This is a genomic window from Pseudomonas trivialis (genome assembly GCF_036864995.1).
Lineage (GTDB): Bacteria > Pseudomonadota > Gammaproteobacteria > Pseudomonadales > Pseudomonadaceae > Aquipseudomonas > Aquipseudomonas trivialis.
Genome location: NZ_CP142151.1, coordinates 5,252,673 through 5,269,420, shown reverse-complemented (window position 1 = coordinate 5,269,420; position 16,748 = coordinate 5,252,673). Strand labels below are relative to the sequence as shown.

Annotated in this window: 16 protein-coding genes and 1 pseudogene; 14 read left to right on the top strand and 3 right to left on the bottom strand. The window is 62.3% G+C overall.

Going from position 1 to position 16,748, the window contains the following annotated elements:
- The first annotated feature begins 5 nt into the window (after nt 1–5).
- Nucleotides 6–665 (top strand): glutathione S-transferase, encoded by a 660-nt coding sequence (locus VRB54_RS23460; RefSeq protein WP_338478934.1) that lies wholly within the window; start codon nt 6–8, stop codon nt 663–665.
- Between the two features lie 138 nt (nt 666–803).
- Here the strand turns inward: VRB54_RS23460 and argH are convergent, their stop codons facing one another.
- Nucleotides 804–2,198, bottom strand: coding sequence for an argininosuccinate lyase (gene argH, locus VRB54_RS23455; protein WP_057006391.1), 1,395 nt, complete (start codon nt 2,196–2,198; stop codon nt 804–806).
- Between argH and VRB54_RS23450 the strand changes: the two genes are divergently transcribed.
- The 8 genes and pseudogenes from VRB54_RS23450 to rsd all read left to right on the top strand — a co-directional run bounded on the left by VRB54_RS23450 (nt 2,185) and on the right by rsd (nt 9,043).
- Complete coding sequence (locus VRB54_RS23450) at nt 2,185–2,424, top strand: hypothetical protein (RefSeq protein ID WP_338478933.1); 240 nt, start codon at nt 2,185–2,187, stop codon at nt 2,422–2,424. The two genes, argH and VRB54_RS23450, sit on opposite strands and share 14 nt — an antisense overlap.
- A 273-nt stretch (nt 2,425–2,697) precedes the next feature.
- Nucleotides 2,698–3,444, top strand: coding sequence for a LytR/AlgR family response regulator transcription factor (locus VRB54_RS23445; protein ID WP_209986288.1), 747 nt, complete (start codon nt 2,698–2,700; stop codon nt 3,442–3,444).
- Nucleotides 3,445–3,539: 95 nt separating this feature from the next.
- Nucleotides 3,540–4,480: pseudogene (gene hemC / locus VRB54_RS23440) on the top strand (hydroxymethylbilane synthase).
- Nucleotides 4,477–5,235: a uroporphyrinogen-III synthase gene (locus tag VRB54_RS23435; protein ID WP_338478931.1), complete on the top strand. Its 759-nt coding sequence runs from the start codon at nt 4,477–4,479 to the stop codon at nt 5,233–5,235. Before hemC ends, VRB54_RS23435 begins: the two are co-directional and overlap by 4 nt.
- An 18-nt stretch (nt 5,236–5,253) precedes the next feature.
- The gene (locus VRB54_RS23430) at nt 5,254–6,369 is read left to right on the top strand and encodes a uroporphyrinogen-III C-methyltransferase (protein WP_338478930.1); all 1,116 of its coding nucleotides are present in this window, start codon (nt 5,254–5,256) and stop codon (nt 6,367–6,369) included.
- 5 nt (nt 6,370–6,374) lie between these two features.
- On the top strand, nt 6,375–7,616 hold the full coding sequence (locus VRB54_RS23425; RefSeq protein ID WP_338478929.1) for a heme biosynthesis protein HemY: 1,242 nt from the start codon (nt 6,375–6,377) through the stop codon (nt 7,614–7,616).
- A 237-nt stretch (nt 7,617–7,853) separates the two neighbouring features.
- Entirely contained in the window at nt 7,854–8,378 is a 525-nt protein-coding gene (locus VRB54_RS23420; protein WP_338478928.1) for a disulfide bond formation protein B, read from the top strand.
- Between the two features lie 206 nt (nt 8,379–8,584).
- Nucleotides 8,585–9,043 (top strand): sigma D regulator, encoded by a 459-nt coding sequence (rsd, locus tag VRB54_RS23415; protein WP_338478927.1) that lies wholly within the window; start codon nt 8,585–8,587, stop codon nt 9,041–9,043.
- Nucleotides 9,044–9,092: 49 nt separating this feature from the next.
- On the opposite strand, the gene VRB54_RS23410 is transcribed toward rsd, so the two are convergent.
- Complete coding sequence (locus VRB54_RS23410) at nt 9,093–9,770, bottom strand: FKBP-type peptidyl-prolyl cis-trans isomerase (protein ID WP_338478926.1); 678 nt, start codon at nt 9,768–9,770, stop codon at nt 9,093–9,095.
- A gap of 192 nt (nt 9,771–9,962) precedes the next feature.
- On the opposite strand from VRB54_RS23410, the gene VRB54_RS23405 reads away from it, so the two are divergent.
- On the top strand, nt 9,963–10,955 hold the full coding sequence (locus tag VRB54_RS23405; RefSeq protein ID WP_338478925.1) for an AlgP family protein: 993 nt from the start codon (nt 9,963–9,965) through the stop codon (nt 10,953–10,955).
- On the opposite strand, the gene VRB54_RS23400 is transcribed toward VRB54_RS23405, so the two are convergent.
- On the bottom strand, nt 10,952–11,416 hold the full coding sequence (locus VRB54_RS23400) for a TIGR02444 family protein (RefSeq protein WP_338478924.1): 465 nt from the start codon (nt 11,414–11,416) through the stop codon (nt 10,952–10,954). The genes VRB54_RS23405 and VRB54_RS23400 overlap by 4 nt on opposite strands.
- A 50-nt stretch (nt 11,417–11,466) precedes the next feature.
- Between VRB54_RS23400 and VRB54_RS23395 the strand changes: the two genes are divergently transcribed.
- The 4 genes from VRB54_RS23395 to VRB54_RS23380 all read left to right on the top strand — a co-directional run bounded on the left by VRB54_RS23395 (nt 11,467) and on the right by VRB54_RS23380 (nt 16,655).
- Nucleotides 11,467–13,377: an ATP-binding cassette domain-containing protein gene (locus VRB54_RS23395; RefSeq protein WP_338478923.1), complete on the top strand. Its 1,911-nt coding sequence runs from the start codon at nt 11,467–11,469 to the stop codon at nt 13,375–13,377.
- Nucleotides 13,377–13,940 carry a mechanosensitive ion channel family protein gene (locus VRB54_RS23390; protein ID WP_057006403.1) on the top strand — a complete coding sequence of 188 codons (564 nt, stop codon included), beginning with the start codon at nt 13,377–13,379 and terminating at the stop codon, nt 13,938–13,940. The genes VRB54_RS23395 and VRB54_RS23390 overlap by 1 nt, the downstream gene beginning before the upstream one ends.
- A 73-nt stretch (nt 13,941–14,013) precedes the next feature.
- Nucleotides 14,014–14,646, top strand: coding sequence for a LysE family transporter (locus VRB54_RS23385; RefSeq protein ID WP_209986263.1), 633 nt, complete (start codon nt 14,014–14,016; stop codon nt 14,644–14,646).
- Between the two features lie 140 nt (nt 14,647–14,786).
- Nucleotides 14,787–16,655: a cytochrome c/FTR1 family iron permease gene (locus tag VRB54_RS23380; protein WP_338478922.1), complete on the top strand. Its 1,869-nt coding sequence runs from the start codon at nt 14,787–14,789 to the stop codon at nt 16,653–16,655.
- Nucleotides 16,656–16,748: the final 93 nt, after the last annotated feature.

The following is a 16,748-nucleotide window of genomic DNA, read 5'->3' as shown; positions in this document are numbered from 1 at the left end:
TTGCGATGCTCAAGCTTTACGGATTTTCGGTCAGCAACTACTACAACATGGTCAAGCTGGCGCTGCTGGAAAAGGGACTGCCCTTTGAAGAGGTGCCTTTTTATGCCGGGCAAACTCAGGAAACCCTGATGGTCAGCCCGCGCGGCAAGGTGCCGGTGCTGGAGGTGAAACAGGGCTTCATCAACGAAACCAGTGTGATCCTCGAATACATCGAGCAAACCCAGGAAGGACCGGCGTTGCTGCCGGGCGACCCCTTCGCGCGGGCCCAGGTGCTGGCGCTGTGCCGGGAAATCGAGCTGTACATCGAGTTGCCCGCCCGCGCGTGTTTCGCCGAGGCATTTTTTGGCCTGTCGGTGCCGGAGGCGATCAAGGAAAAATCCCGCGCCGAGTTACTGTTGGGCGTTGGTTCCCTGGGGCGTCACGGCAAGTTTGCGCCGTATGTGGCGGGGGAGAGCTTCACGATTGCCGACCTGTACTTCATGTACAGCTTGAACCTGGCGTGTGGCGTGGGCGAGAAGTTGTTTGGCCTGGATTTGCTGGCTGAGTTGCCGAAGGCGAGGGCGTTGCTCGAGCGTTTGAATGACATGCCGAACGCACGGAAGGTCGAGGCGGACCGGCAGGCGGCGATGCCCGCGTTTCGGGCGATGATTGCGGCGAAAAAGTAAGCCAATTTGAGAGGGGGCGTGCTCCCGATAGCAGTATGTCAGTCAGCACATGTGTTGGCTGACTTTGCGCTATCGGGAGCAAGCCCCTCCCACAGTTGGAATGCATTCCAGAGGGGGAGCTGCTTGCCTGCAATGGTTTCAGCGGCTGGCGAGCAATGCCTGGCCGCGCGCGACCGCAGCTTTCACCTGTGCCGGTGCAGTGCCGCCGATGTGGTTGCGGGCATTCACCGAGCCTTCCAGGGTCAGTACGGCGAACACGTCCTGCTCGATCTGGTCGCTGAACTGGCGCAGTTCTTCCAGGCTCATTTCTGCCAGGTCCTTGCCGCTGTCCACGCCGTACTTCACGGCATGCCCGACGATTTCGTGGCAGTCGCGGAACGGCAGGCCACGGCGCACCAGGTAGTCGGCCAGGTCTGTCGCGGTGGAGAAACCACGCAAGGCCGCTTCACGCATGATCGCGTGTTTGGGCTTGATCGCCGGGATCATGTCGGCGAACGCGCGCAGCGAGTCGCGCAGGGTGTCGGCGGCGTCGAACAGCGGTTCCTTGTCTTCCTGGTTGTCCTTGTTGTAGGCCAGCGGCTGGCCTTTCATCAGGGTCAGCAGGCCCATCAGCGCGCCGAATACGCGGCCGCTCTTGCCGCGAACCAGCTCGGGCACGTCGGGGTTTTTCTTTTGCGGCATGATCGAGCTGCCGGTGCAGAAGCGGTCCGGCAGGTCGATGAACTGGAATTGCGCGCTGGTCCACAGCACCAGCTCTTCGGAGAACCGCGACAGGTGCATCATGGCGATGCTGGCGGCAGCGCAGAATTCGATGGCGAAGTCACGGTCCGACACGCCGTCCAGGGAGTTGCCGCCCACGGCATCAAAGCCTAGGAGTTGCGCGGTGTATTCGCGGTCGATCGGGTACGTGGTGCCGGCCAGTGCGGCGCTGCCCAGGGGCATGCGGTTGGCGCGCTTGCGGCAGTCCACCAGGCGCTCGTAGTCGCGGCTGAGCATTTCGAACCAGGCCAGCAAATGATGGCCGAAAGTCACTGGCTGCGCGGTCTGCAGGTGAGTGAAACCGGGCATGATGGTGTCCGATTCACGCTCGGCCTGCTCCAGGAGACCCTTTTGCAGGCGGGTGATTTCAGCCAGGATCAGGTCGATTTCGTCACGCAGCCACAGGCGGATATCGGTGGCCACCTGGTCGTTACGGCTGCGGCCGGTGTGCAGTTTTTTGCCGGTTACACCGATGCGATCCGTAAGGCGCGCCTCGATGTTCATGTGCACGTCTTCCAGATCGACGCGCCAGTCGAACGTGCCGGCTTCGATTTCACCGCCAATGGTGGTCAGACCGTCGATGATGCTGTCGCGCTCGGCATCGGTCAGCACGCCGACCTTGGCCAGCATCGTGGCGTGGGCAATGGAGCCCATGATGTCGTGGCGGTACAGGCGCTGGTCGAAATTAACGGAGGCGGTGAAGCGGGCGACGAAGGCGTCGACGGGTTCACTGAAGCGGCCGCCCCAGGACTGGTTGGTCTTGTCGGTGCTCATGGATTCGCTCGTGGTCTGCTTGAAAGAGGCATGGAATGTGGCGCCGATAATAACAGGGTTGCCCTTGGAGGCGCTGCTGCGGGTGATCGGCAATTTATTTGTGCCAGAGATGGCCAAGCGCCTTGCCGCCGGCCGCGTCCGGGACGAGACTGGAAGCGCGGGCTTATTGATACGATATTTGACGATTGAGCAATATCGTTCTGGCGAGCGTCTACAGTTGGACTGACAGTGTATGAACGCACCAAAGTCGGGTAATGCGGTCAGAGGCTGACTGTCCATTGAAAAAGGGGGTATTCGGATTGTGTATCAGCAAACCCTACGAAGATGCCCGGAGGCAGCAGGTCCTGGGCGCTAGTGAACAGGTCCGGGTAAACATGGGTGCCGCTGCCGGGGCACTTTTTGCCGTTCGTACCAGTCTTAGCGTGGATCGCTGTGACGCAAGTCACCGCACCTGTCTACGCTATCCTTGTGCGAGACTCACGCAGGAATCCAGCGCAATATGAATGTCCTGATCGTTGATGACGAACCCCAAGCCCGCGAGCGTCTGAGCCGTCTGGTCAAAGAGCTCGAGGGTTATACAGTCCTGGAACCGAGTGCCACCACCGGCGAAGAGGCGTTGACGCTGATCGACAGTCTCAAGCCCGATGTGGTGCTGCTCGATATCCGCATGCCGGGCCTTGATGGCCTGCAAGTCGCGGCCCGCCTGAGCGAGCGCGAATCACCTCCGGCGGTGGTGCTGTGTGCGGCCGAGGAAGAGTTTTCTGCGCAGACCCTGGAAGACAGCGGTGTGAGCTTTCTGACCAAACCTGTGGCCGGCGAAGGTCTGCTCAAGGCCCTGAAAAAAGCCGAGCGCCCCAACCGCCTGCAACTGGCCGCCCTGACTCAGCCTGCTGCCCAAAGCGGTAACGGGCCGCGCAGCCATATCAGCGCGCGTACCCGTAAAGGCATCGAGCTTATCCCACTGGACCAGGTGGTCTATTTTATTGCTGATCACAAGTACGTGACCTTGCGTCACGAGGCCGGCGAAGTCTTGCTCGACGAGCCGCTCAAGGCGCTTGAGGATGAGTTCGGCGAGCGCTTCGTGCGCATCCATCGCAATGCGCTGGTGGCCCGTGAGCGTATCGAGCGTTTGCAGCGCACGCCGCTGGGACACTTTCAGTTGTTCCTCAAAGGGCTCAATGGCGATGCGTTGATCGTGAGTCGGCGCCATGTCGCCGGCGTGCGCAAGATGATGCAGCAGCTTTAGCCCCACGGATGGGGTGCTGCCCGTGCTGATTCAAGTCAAGGCGCACTGGCCTGAGCTGTTATTATCTGCCGTATCTACCCAGTACGGATCGTTCAATGTCTCTTCGCGAAATCCGCATCGCCACCCGTAAAAGTGCCCTGGCCTTGTGGCAGGCCGAATACGTCAAGGCCCGCCTTGAGCTGGCCCATCCGGGCCTCAAGGTGAGCCTGGTGCCCATGGTCAGTCGCGGCGACAAGCTGCTCGACTCGCCACTGTCCAAGATTGGCGGCAAGGGTCTGTTCGTCAAGGAACTGGAAACCGCACTGCTGGAGAACCACGCCGACATCGCCGTGCACTCGATGAAAGATGTGCCCATGGACTTCCCTGAAGGCCTGGGCCTTTTTGTATCTGCGAGCGTGAAGACCCGCGTGATGCCTTTGTGTCCAATACTTACGCATCCCTGGATGAGCTGCCCCTTGGCAGTATTGTCGGCACGTCGAGCCTGCGCCGTCAGGCGCAGTTGCTCACGCGTCGCCCGGACCTGCAAATCCGCTTTCTGCGTGGCAACGTCAACACCCGCCTGACCAAGCTGGATGCCGGTGAATATGACGCGATCATCCTGGCCGCCGCCGGTTTGATCCGCCTGGGCTTTGAAGACCGTATCACCTCGGCGATCAGCGTCGAAGACAGCTTGCCCGCTGGCGGGCAGGGCGCGGTAGGCATCGAATGCCGCACCGTCGACAGTGAAATCCACGCGCTGCTCAAGCCGCTGGATCACCAGGATACCGAGGTGCGGGTCACCGCCGAGCGCGCCCTGAACAAACACCTCAACGGTGGCTGCCAGGTGCCGATTGCCTGCTACGCGGTGCTCGAGGGCGAAAACCTGTGGCTGCGCGGGCTGGTTGGCGACCCGGACGGTGGTTTGCTGCTCACCGCCGAGACGCGCGGGCCACAGAGTGAAGCGACGGCGCTGGGCATTCAGGTGGCCGAAGCATTGCTGGAAAAAGGCGCCGGCGCCATTCTGCAAAAAGTGTACGGCGAGGCCGGACCGCAGTGAGCGGCTGGCGGGTGCTGCTGACGCGGCCGGCCGAGGAGTCGACGGCCCTGGCGGCGTCGCTGGCCGACGCCGGTGTTTTCAGCAGCAGCCTGCCCTTGCTGGACATCGAACCGTTGCCCGTCACCCCCGAGCAGCAGGCAGTGTTCCGTGACCTGGGCCGCTATTGCGCAGTCATCGTGGTGAGCAAGCCGGCCGCACGCACTGCCCTGCAACACATGGAGCCCCATTGGCGGCAAGTGCCGTGGTTCAGCGTGGGGGCCGCGACGGCGCAGGTATTGGCCGATCAGGGCCTCAAGGTTCACTGTCCGCAAACCGGCGATGACAGTGAGGCGTTGCTTGCCTTGCCCGCTCTGCATGAGGCCGTCGCACGTCCCGGTGCAAGGGTGCTGATCCTGCGCGGCGAAGGCGGACGGGAGTTGCTTGCGCAGTGTTTGCGCGCCAGAGGTGCTAGTGTCGACTATCTGGAATTGTATCGGCGTTTTCTTCCGACCTATGATTCGCGGGTGCTGGTACAACGCATCCAGTTGGAACGCTTGAACGGGCTGGTGGTCAGCAGTGGGCAGGGTTTTACACACCTGCAGGCCCTGGCGGGCGCTGATTGGCCGCTGGTGGCACAGTTGCCATTGTTCGTGCCCAGCCCGCGAGTCTGTGAGATGGCGCAGGCTGCCGGCGCAGAAAAAGTTGTGGATTGTCGCGGTGCGAGTGCCGCGGCTTTGTTAGTGGCGTTACGGAGTTATCCCGTTCCCACTCTCTGATACGCAAAGGACGGATACGTGAGCGAAACAGCCTTGCCTAAAGATGAGACTCAGCCCGCGCTCGATGCGCCGGTCGAGACACCGGTTACCGCGCCACGCCGTGGTAATGGCCTGGCAATCGTCGCCTTGCTGCTCGGCGCCGCAGGCGTTGCCGTTGGCGGTTGGGGGGTGTGGCAGGTGCGTGCACTGCAAGCCAGCAGCCAGCAACAGTTGGGCCAGGTGCAGACCCTCGACGACCAGTCCCAGAGCCTCAAGCAGAGCCAGCAGCAGTTGGCCGCGCGCCTGGCGCAACTGCCGGCTGCGGATGAACTGGAAGAGCGTCGGCGCCTGGTTGCCCAATTGCAGGGTGACCAGCAGCGGCTGAACCAGCGCCTGGAAACCGTACTCGGCGCCAGCCGCAAGGATTGGCGTCTGGCTGAGGCCGAGCACCTGATCCGTCTGGCGAGCCTGCGCCTCTCCGCCCTGCAGGACATCAACAGTGCCCAGTCGCTGGTCCAGGGTGCCGACGAGATCCTTCGTGAGCAGAGCGATCCGGGTGCCTACGCCGCCCGTGAACAATTGGCCAAGAGCCTGGCGGCACTGCGCAGCACCGAGCAGCCGGACCGCACCGGGTTGTACCTGCAATTGGCGGCACTGCGTGATCAGGTGGTGCAGCTGTCGGCTATCGCGCCGGAGTACTCACTCACCGAGCCCGCCTCCCAGGGGCGCCCTACCGACGATACGCAAAACCGCCTGAGCCAGTGGTGGGAACAGGTTTCCCGTTACTTCCGCATCAACTTCAACCCTGATGACACGATTCGCCCATTGCTGGCAGGCCAGGGCCTGAACCAGGTGCGCCTGGCCCTGAGCCTGGCCCTGGAGCAGGCGCAGTGGGCGGCGCTCAATGGCGAATCGGCGGTGTACAGCCGCTCGCTGGGTGAGGCGCGCAGCGTGTTGCAGGACAACTTCAATCAGGACAATCCGCAGAGCAAGGCCATGCTGGCACGTATCGCCGAGCTTGAGCCCAAGGCCGTTTCGGTGGTGACGCCGGACCTGGCCGCGAGCCTGGCTGCTGTGCAGGCCTACCTCGAGCGTCGTCATTTGTCTGCCGATGAGGCCAAGGCGTCGGCGAGCAAGCCGGCGACCCAGGAGTAGAGCCGATGAAGCGTTTCTATGTGATCCTGGTGCTGGCGATTGCCATTGCCCTGGCTCTGGCCGTGGGCATTTCGAAACATACCGGCTACGTGCTGATTACCTATCCGCACCTGCTGCATTACGAGTCGAGCCTTTGGGCGACGCTGGTCGCGATCTTTGTGATCGGCCTGGTGATCTACCTGCTGCGGGTACTGCTGAGTCTGGTGATGACCTCCGGTGGCGTGGTCAACCCGTGGTCGCGGCGCAATCGCAGCCGTCGCGTGCAGATCGCAATCGAACAAGGCCAGATGGACCTTGCCGAAGGCCGCTGGGCCAGCGCCGAGCGCCATCTGCACCGCGCTGCCGAGGCTGAGCGTCAGCCATTGCTGTACTACCTCGGCGCCGCCCGCGCTGCCAACGAGCAAGGGCGTTATGAGGAGTGCGACAGCCTGTTGGAGCGCGCGCTGGAGCGTCAGCCCCAGGCCGAACTGGCGGTCGCCTTGAGCCATGCACAGTTGCAGATGGATCGCGGTGATACCGACGGCGCGTTGACCACCCTGCAGGCCATGCATGCTCGTCATCCTCACAACGCGCAGGTGCTGCGCCAGTTGCAACGTCTGCATCAGCAGCGTGGCGATTGGTCGTCGGTGATCCGATTGCTGCCCGAGTTGCGCAAGGACAAGGTGCTGCCTGCCGCCGAGCTGGCTGAACTGGAGCGCCGCGCCTGGGGTGAAAATCTCGGTCTTGCCGTACAGCGCGAAGAACAGGGCGAAGCGGGGTTGCAGTCGCTGGAGAGGGCTTGGCAGCAACTGACATCCGCACAGCGTCAGGAGCCGCAACTGGTACTGGCCTACGCTGAGCAACTGCGCCAATTGGGGGCGGATGCGCAAGCCGAGGAAGCCCTGCGCGGTGCTATCAAGCGCGGCTACGACAGTCACCTGATCCGACTCTACGGTTTGCTGCGCGGCAGCGATCCGGCGCGGCAGCTGAAATTTGCCGAGGGTTGGCTCAAGGACCACCCCGGCGATGCCAGCCTGTTGCTGACCCTGGGTCGCCTGTGCCTGCAGAACAGTCTGTGGGGCAAGGCGCGTGACTACCTGGAAAGCAGCCTGCAGGTGCAGCGCAATCCTGAGGCCTGTGCTGAACTGGCACGCCTGTTGGCTCAATTGGGCGATACCGAGCGCAGCAACCAGTTGTTCCAGGAAGGCCTGGGCTTGTTGGACAGCCGGCTTCTGGCGTCTCCCTTGCCGGTGCCCGTACGGGTTTGAAGTAGGAAAAGTGATGTGGGTTGGCTCGGACGATTCTGAGGGTCAAACCACTGATTGCCGCGTAAAACCTGGGTTCAGGTCGCCGTGTAGTAAATTCCTACTGACAGCTTCTTGAAGTCATCCAGGGTCTGACGGCATATCCCTGTGTTCTCGCGGAATTGTCTGCCCCTGCGCGTATTGAAAGGCGGCAGGACTTTCCTCTACCGTAACGACCTATCTCTTGCGGTACGGATAACAATGTCTTTGGCCCCTTCACGCTCCTTGTTTCTTCTGGCCTTCGTGGCCGGTGCGCTGACGTTGGGTGCGTCTTTTTATCTTGAGTACGGCGCGTTGCTACGGCCTTGTTTCCTGTGCCAGGTGCAACGCATTCTGCTGGCGACCTTCATGCTGATCAATCTGGTTGCCGCCCTTCATAATCCAAAAAAACGTTCGGCCAGCTACTTTTATGGTCTGGCGAGCATGGGCTGCGCATTACTCGGCGCCGTTACCGCTGTGCGCCAGGTGCTGTTGCAGAATGCCGCGCCGGAGCAGACCGGCGACTGCTGGCCGAACCTGCAATACATGATTGAAAACCTGTCGCCCTGGCAGGCGCTGCAACTGACGTTCAGGGGCACCGTCGATTGCGTCGAGATCAACTGGACGCTGTTTGACCTGAGCCTTCCCGAGTGGAGCCTGCTGTTTTTCGTGGCGATGCTGATACTGGGCATCCTGCAGTTTTCACCGCTGTTGTTCGGTCGCCGAGCGGCCGTTGCGAGGCAATGACTGTGGAGGGCCGTTCGTAGGACGGGATTAAACGCTTGTATGAACTTTCTGTCCTGCGTACCTTGAAGCCATAGTCGTGCGGGCATAATCTGGCCCGCACGCGTCATTGAAACCGATTGTCAGTTGCAGCTTTGCGCGGCTGGCGCTTCACCGTTGAGTGTTGCGCGGCACAAGGCGAACGCATCCCCTAGGGAAGAGAGATCATCATGTTGGAAAGTTGCCGGAATGCCCAGGAACGCTGGGGTGGGGTGCACAAGCTGATAGACAGCTGGTTGAAGGCGCGTCACGAACTGATTCGGTCCTTCGATGCGCTTGGCGCCAAGCCCGAAGCGCTGGTCGAGAACGGCGAATTGTTGCAGGACTTCTGCGGTGTGCTGATGGACTACGTGTCAGCCGGCCATTTCGGTGTCTACGATCAATTGACCAAGGAAGCAGAAGCCTTCGGTGATGAGCGTGGGTTGGAGCTGGCAGATACGCTTTATCCTCGCCTCGACGCGATCACTGAGAAGCTTGTTGCCTTCAACGACCTGTGTGATGCGGGCAAATGTGTTGCTGAAAAATTCAAAGAGTTGGGTGCACTGTTGCATGAGCGTTTCGAACTGGAAGATTGCCTGATCGAAGTGCTGCACAACGCTCACAAGGACGAGGCTGTTACCCAGGCCTGACCCTTGGCGGTACAAAAAACGGTGCGCATGTCGCACCGTTTTTTTTGGCTCAATGACGCGTGCCCAGCAATTCGATCTCAAACACCAGCGGTGTGTAGGGCGGGATCAACTCACCCGCGCCGTCTGCGCCATAGGCCTGCGCCGATGGAATCACCAGGCGCCATTTTGCGCCCACCGGCATCTGCTGCAACGCGCTGCGCCAGCCGCTGATCACGCTGTCCAGGCGAAACCACTGCGGTTGCGTGCTCTGATCGAACACCGTGCCGTCCGGCAACCGACCCACGTATTTGACTTGAACCTGATCGCTGGCTGCCGGCTTGTTGCCGGTCCCCGGCGTCAGCTCCGTGAGCAGGATTCCATCGGCCAATTCGCGCACACCAGGCGCGGCTTTTTCCCTGGCGAGAAAGTGTTGCTCGGCGGCCAGTGCCTTTTCACTTTGGGGCGCCTGCGCCTCGGTCTCAGTCTGTGCCTCGTGCTGGGCAAGCAGTTTTTCGATACGCGCGCTGTCCAGCGCCAACGGCTTGCCTTGATAGGCTTGTTTAAGCCCGTCGATCAGGGCCTGGATCTGCAGGTCGGGGACTTCCTGGCGCAGCCGTTCACCAAGACTGGCGCCCAGGCTGTACGCGAGGTCATGCTGGTCCTGGGTAGCAGCGCTGGACGGCGATTGTTCGCTCGCGTCAGCAATGCAGACAACCAAGCCAAGCACAAGAAAAAGGTAACGCGACATAGGCTTGCTCCCGCCGAAAGTGCGACGGATTATGCCAGTGTGGAAGGGTAAAAAGTGTCGTGGATTCCGGTCAGGCCGATAAGAATTTTCGCAGGGCGCAACGCAAGTCAATCGATACTGTCAACATGCGCTAGCGGCGGTAAGAGCAGAGGGCTAGTATGAGCCGCACCCACGTCAGTCAGGAGGTAAACCATGTCGGCCAAACAGAAGCCTGTTAATACCCCGTTGCATTTGCTCCAACAACTGTCGGGCAGCCTGCTCGAACATCTGGAAAGCGCTTGTGCCCAGGCCTTGGCCGATGCAGAAAAACTGCTCGCCAAACTGGAAAAACAACGCGGCAAAGCGCAGGAAAAGCTGCACAAATCCCGCACCAAACTGCAAGACGCCGCCACTGCCGGCAAGTCCAAGGCACAAGCCAAGGCCAAAGACGCAGTCAAGGAACTCGAAGACTTGCTGGACGCTCTCAAAGATCGCCAGTCTGAGACCCGCACGTATATTTCCCAACTGAAAAAAGACGCTCAGGAAAGCCTGAAACTGGCCCAGGGCGTTGGTCGTGTGAAAGAAGCCGTCGCCAAGGCCCTGGGCGCGCGTACGCCAGCCAAAGCGGTCGCGGCAAGCACGGCTAAAAAGCCTGCGAGCAAGGCCGTTGCAGCGAAGGCTCCGGCTAAAGCCGCTGCCAAGCCAGTTGCCAAAACGGCTGCTGCGAAACCTGCTGCCAAGCCAGTTGCCAAGACAGCCGCTGCGAAACCTGCTGCCAAGCCAGTTGCCAAGACAGCCGCTGCAAAACCAGCTGCCAAGCCAGTTGCTAAAACAGCTGCTGCCAAACCAGCTGCCAAGCCAGTTGCCAAGACAGCTGCTGCCAAACCAACTGCCAAGCCAGTTGCTAAAACAGCTGCCGCAAAACCAGCTGCTGCAAAACCAGCCGCTAAAACAGCTGCCGCAAAACCAGCCGCCAAGCCAGCCGCTAAACCTGCTGCTGCAAAACCGGCCGCCAAGCCAGCCGCTAAACCTGCTGCCGCAAAACCGGCTGCCAAGCCAGCCGCTAAACCTGCTGCTGCAAAACCAGCACCGGCCAAGCTTGCTGCATCGACCGCTACTTCGACAGCATCCACCGCTCCAACCGCACCGGCCAGCAGCACCTCTGCACCGGCAGCACCAAGCACCACGCCAACCAGCGCTTCCTAAGTGCTGGCAACCACGACGCGCAGTTGCTGGAGCGCGTTGTGGTCAAGGTTGGCGACTTCGGTCGCCAGGCCTTCAAGCCATCCGTAGTGACCCTTCGCCTCATCCTGCGGCCAGCCCTGCGCCCGTTGTTCCAGTCGAGTCAGCAGCGCCCGTTCCGCTTCCAATTCCAGCGCCTTGACCCCCGTGCGTAACGTCTCCAGTTGACCCTCCTGCTGCGCCAATTCACGCCATTGCACGCGTAGCTCTCGCAGCGGCTCGACAACCTGTTCGCGCCACGGACGAGCAAGCTGCTGCAATGCCTCCAGACGTTCGGCCTTCGGCGCTACGCCCCGCGCCTCCAGCCAGGCGCCGCACAGCAACAGGCACACATCCGCGCCATTTTCCTGCAAGCGCAGGCACGCTGCTTCGACGCCGGGACGGGCGTAGGTCGAGAGGGCAAAGCTCCACAGGTCAGCGCACATATTCACACCCAAGCCAGCGGCCAACGAAGCTGGTAGACTCCGCCGCCATTATGATCCGACTTCAAAGCCTAACATTACAGCGTGGCCCGCAACGTCTTCTTGAAGACGCCGAGCTGACCCTGCACGCCGGTCACAAAGCCGGCCTGATCGGTGCCAATGGCGCCGGCAAATCCACGTTGTTCGCCTTGTTGCTCGGTGAGCTGACCCCGGATTCCGGGGACTGCCTGCTGCCGACCGACTGGCGCATCGCCCATATGCGCCAGGAGATCGACACCCTGGACCGCATCGCGATCGACTACGTGCTCGATGGCGACCTGCGTCTGCGTCAGGTGCAACACGACCTCGCCGAGGCCGAGAAAGCCCAGGATGGCGCCGCTCAGGCCCGCCTGCACGCTGAGCTGGACAGCGCCGATGGCTACACCGCCGACGCCCGCGCGCGCAAAATGCTCGCCGGCCTGGGGTTTGCCAACGAACAGATGGACCGCCCGGTCGCCGACTTCTCCGGCGGCTGGCGCATGCGCCTGAACCTGGCCCAGGCGCTGATGTGCCCCTCCGATCTGTTGCTGCTCGATGAGCCGACCAACCACCTGGACCTCGATGCGATCCTGTGGCTGGAAGACTTCCTCAAGAACTACCAGGGCACCTTGCTGCTGATTTCCCACGACCGGGATTTCCTCGACGCCGTGGTCGACAACATCGCCCACGTCGAACAGAAGAAAATCACCCTCTACCGTGGCGGCTACACCGCGTTCGAACGCGCGCGCGCCGAGCGCCTGGCCCAGCAGCAACAGGCGTTCGAGAAACAACAGGCGCAGCGTGCGCACATGGAAAGCTACATCGCAAGGTTCAAGGCCCAGGCCACCAAGGCCCGTCAGGCCCAGAGCCGGATCAAGGCCCTGGAGCGCATGGAAGAACTGTCGGCGGCCCACGTGGATTCGCCGTTCGACTTCGTGTTCCGCGAGTCGGTGAAAATCTCCAGCCCGTTGCTGGACCTTTCGGATGCGCGCCTGGGTTACGGCGACAAGACCATCCTGGAGAAGGTCCGGCTGCAGCTTACGCCGGGTGCGCGCATTGGTTTGCTCGGCCCCAATGGCGCGGGCAAGTCGACGCTGATCAAGAACCTGTCCGGTGAGCTCTCGCCGCTGGCCGGCCGCCTCACCCGCGGCGAAAACACCGTGGTGGGCTACTTCGCCCAGCACCAGCTCGACTCGCTCGATTCCAAGGCCAGCCCGTTGCTGCACCTGCAGCGCCTGGCACCGACCGAACGTGAGCAGGTCCTGCGCGATTTCCTCGGCGGTTTCGACTTCCGTGGCGCGCGCATCGATGAGCCGGTGCTGAATTTTTCCGGCGGCGAAAAGGCCCGCCTGGCCCTGGCCTTGATCGCCTGGGACCGGCCGAACCTGCTGCTGCTCGACGAACCGACCAACCACCTGGACCTGGAAATGCGCCTTGCGCTGACAATGGCCCTGCAGGAGTTCAGCGGCGCGGTTCTGGTGGTGTCTCACGATCGTCACTTGCTCAAGAGCACCACCGACAACTTCCTGCTGGTGGCTGATGGCAAAGTCGAAGAGTTCGATGGCGACCTGGATGACTACGCGCGCTGGCTGACCGATTACCGTCTGCGCAACGCGCCGGCCAGCAACACGCCGGTCAACCCGGACAAGACCGATAAGAAGGCCCAGCGCCAGGCCGCCGCCGCCTTGCGCCAGCAGTTGGCGCCGCACAAGCGCGAAGCCGACAAGCTGGAAGCCGAACTGGGCAAGGTGCACGAGCGTCTGGCCAGCATCGAAGCCAGCCTGGGTGACAGCGCCGTGTACGAGACCGCACGCAAGGATGAATTGCGCGACCTGCTGGCCGAGCAGGCCAGACTCAAGGTGCGTGAAGGCCAGTTGGAGGAAACCTGGATGGAAGCCCTCGAACTGCTGGAATCCCTGCAAGCGGAGCTGGAGGCGCTGTCCTGATGGAAGCGCTGCAACTGCCGCTGCCGGCGCAATGGGTGGCGCCGATCTGGATCGGTGTGCAGATTCTGCTCATTCTGCTGGCCGGCTATTTTGCCCAGCGCTTCGTTGCCAAGGGCCTGACTCGCCTGGGTGAGCGTTACCCGTTCCCGCCCCAGTTGCTGATGCCCCTGCGCGGAGGGCTGCGCTGGCTGATCATGGGCAGTGCGCTGATCTTCGTGCTGGGTCGCCTGGGCGTGTCCGCCACTGTGCTGTGGACGGCGTTGTCAGGGTTCGTGGCGGTGGCGGCGGTGGCGTTCTTCGCCATGTGGTCGGTGTTGTCCAACCTGCTGTGCGCGATTTTGATCTTTACCGTCGGGCCGTTTCGCCTGGGTGATATCGTCGAGCTGGTGGACACCGTCGACAAGCCCGGCGTTAAGGGGCGCGTGGTCGCGATCAACCTGCTTTACACCACGTTGATCGAAGTGGAAGAGGCCGGCACCAACAGTGCCATTGTGCAGGTGCCCAACAGCCTGTTCTTCCAGCGTTCGGTGCGGCGCTGGCCCGGCAATATCTCGCCGCTGTAAAAAACTGATAGCCAGCCTTCATTCGGCGGCGTTAGCTTAGGGCACAACAGCAAACTCCCCCTTGAGGTGTGCAATGGCACTCGATACATGGCTGGCGTTTTTCCTCGCCAGTTGGATCATCTCCCTGTCCCCTGGCGCGGGCGCTATCGCCTCGATGTCCAGCGGCCTGCAATACGGTTTTGCGCGTGGCTACTGGAACGCCATTGGCCTGCAACTGGGCCTGGCGATGCAGATTGCCGTGGTGGCGGGGGGCCTGGGTGCCATTCTGGCGACGTCGTCCACCGCGTTCTATGCGATCAAATGGTTTGGCGTGGCGTATCTCGTGTACCTAGCCATCAAGCAATGGCGCGCCTTGCCCATGGACCTCACCGATGATGCCACTCCGCGCCAGATCGGCAAGCCGATGGCCATGATGTTTCGCGGTTTCCTGGTCAATGCCAGCAACCCCAAGGCCTTGGTGTTCATGCTGGCGGTGTTGCCGCAGTTCGTGAATCCGCAGGCGCCGCTGGCGATCCAGTACCTGATCATCGGCGCGACCATGATCAGCGTCGACATGATCGTGATGGCCGGTTATACCGGGCTGGCCTCCAAAGTCCTGCGCCTGTTGCGCACGCCCACGCAGCAGAAGCGTGTGAACCGCACGTTCGCCGGGCTGTTCGTGGGGGCGGCAGGCTTCCTCGCCAGCCTGCACCGCGCCACGGCATAACGTGCACTAAACACAGATCAACCTGCGGGAGGGAGCAAGCCCCCTCCCACAGGGGGTTGCGGCGCTGCCAAATAAGCTTGAGTCCAATCGGTTAAAGCTGAACAATAGTGTTACTTCGTATTTCCCCCTGAGATTCATTCATGACCGCCCCCTTCCGTTTTCTCGCCTGGCTGCTGTTGCCGGGGTTGATGTCGTGCAGCCTCAATCTGCTGGCCGCCACCGCCGAAGGTGCCCCACAAGCCTTGCATCTGCTGGACTACGTCAGCGCCGACTACCCACCGACCGTGGCGTCGGGCGAGGTGGTGGATCCATCGCACTACCGCGAGCAAGTGGAGTCTATCGGCGCATTGCAGGGGCTGGTCGCACAGTTGCCGGAGAAACCCGAACGCGCCGAATTGGTCACAGGCGTCGATCAATTGCTGGCTGCTGTCAGCGCCCGTGCGGACGGCGCCACAGTCGCCCGCCAAGCCCGGCAGTTGGGCGCCAGGCTGGCGGTGGCCTATGAAGTCAGCCAGGCACCGGCCATTACGCCGGACCCGACGCGCGGTGCGCCGCTCTACGCTCAGCATTGCTCGGTGTGCCATGGCGCCACCGGCGCCGGGGACGGCCCGGCCGCGCTGGGCATGGAGCCTGCGCCTGGCGACCTGCGCGACGCGGCGCGTTTCGACCGCTTGAGCCTCTACGCGATCTACAACACCCTTGGCCTGGGCATCGAAGGCAGCGATATGCCGTCGTTCGCCGATCAGTTGGACGACCGTCAACGTTGGGACCTGGCCACCTACCTCGCGGGCTTCACCGCCGACCCGGCCGCGGCCAGGAGCGGGCAGCCCTTCAACCTCGCCGACCTGGCCCGCCAGACCCCCAATGAGGTGCTGACGACCAGTGGCCCGGCCGCCGCTGCGACTTTCCGCGCCCAGCGTGCGCAGCCGCCGCAGGTCACGCGCGGCCCCGCGCAATTGCTTGAATACACCGCCACCACACTGGACAAAAGCATCGCTGCGTTCCGTAACGGTGACCACGAGCAGGCCTATGACTTATCCGTTGCGGCCTACCTGGAAGGCTTCGAGCTGGTGGAAAGCTCGCTGGACAACGTCGACGCTAACGTGCGCAAGGACACCGAGAAAGCCCTGATGGCCTATCGGCAGTCGTTGCAGGACGGCCTGCCGCTGGAACAGGTGCAGCAGCGCCTGGACGTGGCCAAGGGCAAGCTCGGCGAGTCCGCCGACCTGCTCGGCAGCGACGGCTTGAGCTGGTCGTTGAGCTATATCTCCGGCCTGTTGATTCTGCTGCGCGAAGGCCTGGAGGCGATTCTGGTGCTGGCGGCGATCCTCGCTTTCCTGCGCAATACCGGCCAGCAGTCGGCGGTGCGCAGTGTCAATGTGGGCTGGGGCCTGGCGCTGGTGGCCGGCCTCGCGACCTGGGCATTGGCGGCGTACGTGATTGACGTCAGCGGTGCCCAGCGCGAATTGCTCGAAGGCTGCACGGCGCTGTTCGCCAGCGTGATGGTGCTGTGGCTCGGCGTGTGGATGCACAACCGCCGTCATGCGGCGGACTGGCAGGATTACATCAAGAGCAGCCTGGTGGGCGGCGGCGGGCGGTTCGGCTTTGCGCTGCTGGCGTTCTTCTCGGTGTACCGCGAGCTGTTCGAGGTGATCCTTTTCTACGAAACCCTGTGGCTGCAGGCAGGCCCGGCCGGGCACAACGCGGTGCTGGCCGGTGGCGCCACGGCGCTGGTGTTGTTGGTGGGCCTGGCCTGGGTGATCCTGCGCGGCTCGGCGAGATTGCCTCTGGCGCTGTTCTTCGGCATCAACGCAGCGCTGCTGTGCGCGCTGTCGGTGGTGTTCGCCGGGCATGGCGTCAAAGCGCTGCAGGAAGCCGGTGTCTTTGGCACACGGCCGGTGGCGTTCTTTGAGTTCGACTGGCTGGGGATTCACGCCGACGCGTATTCGTTAAGCGCGCAGGCGGTGGCTATCCTGGCGATTGTGGTGTTGTACCGCCGCAGCCGGTAAAAAATATGGGAGGCTCCGCCAGGTCTTCGGCTTAGCGCTGTCGCGCAGCAAACTGGAAGCTCTGTGGCTAGCGGGCTTGCCCTAATGCCGTTC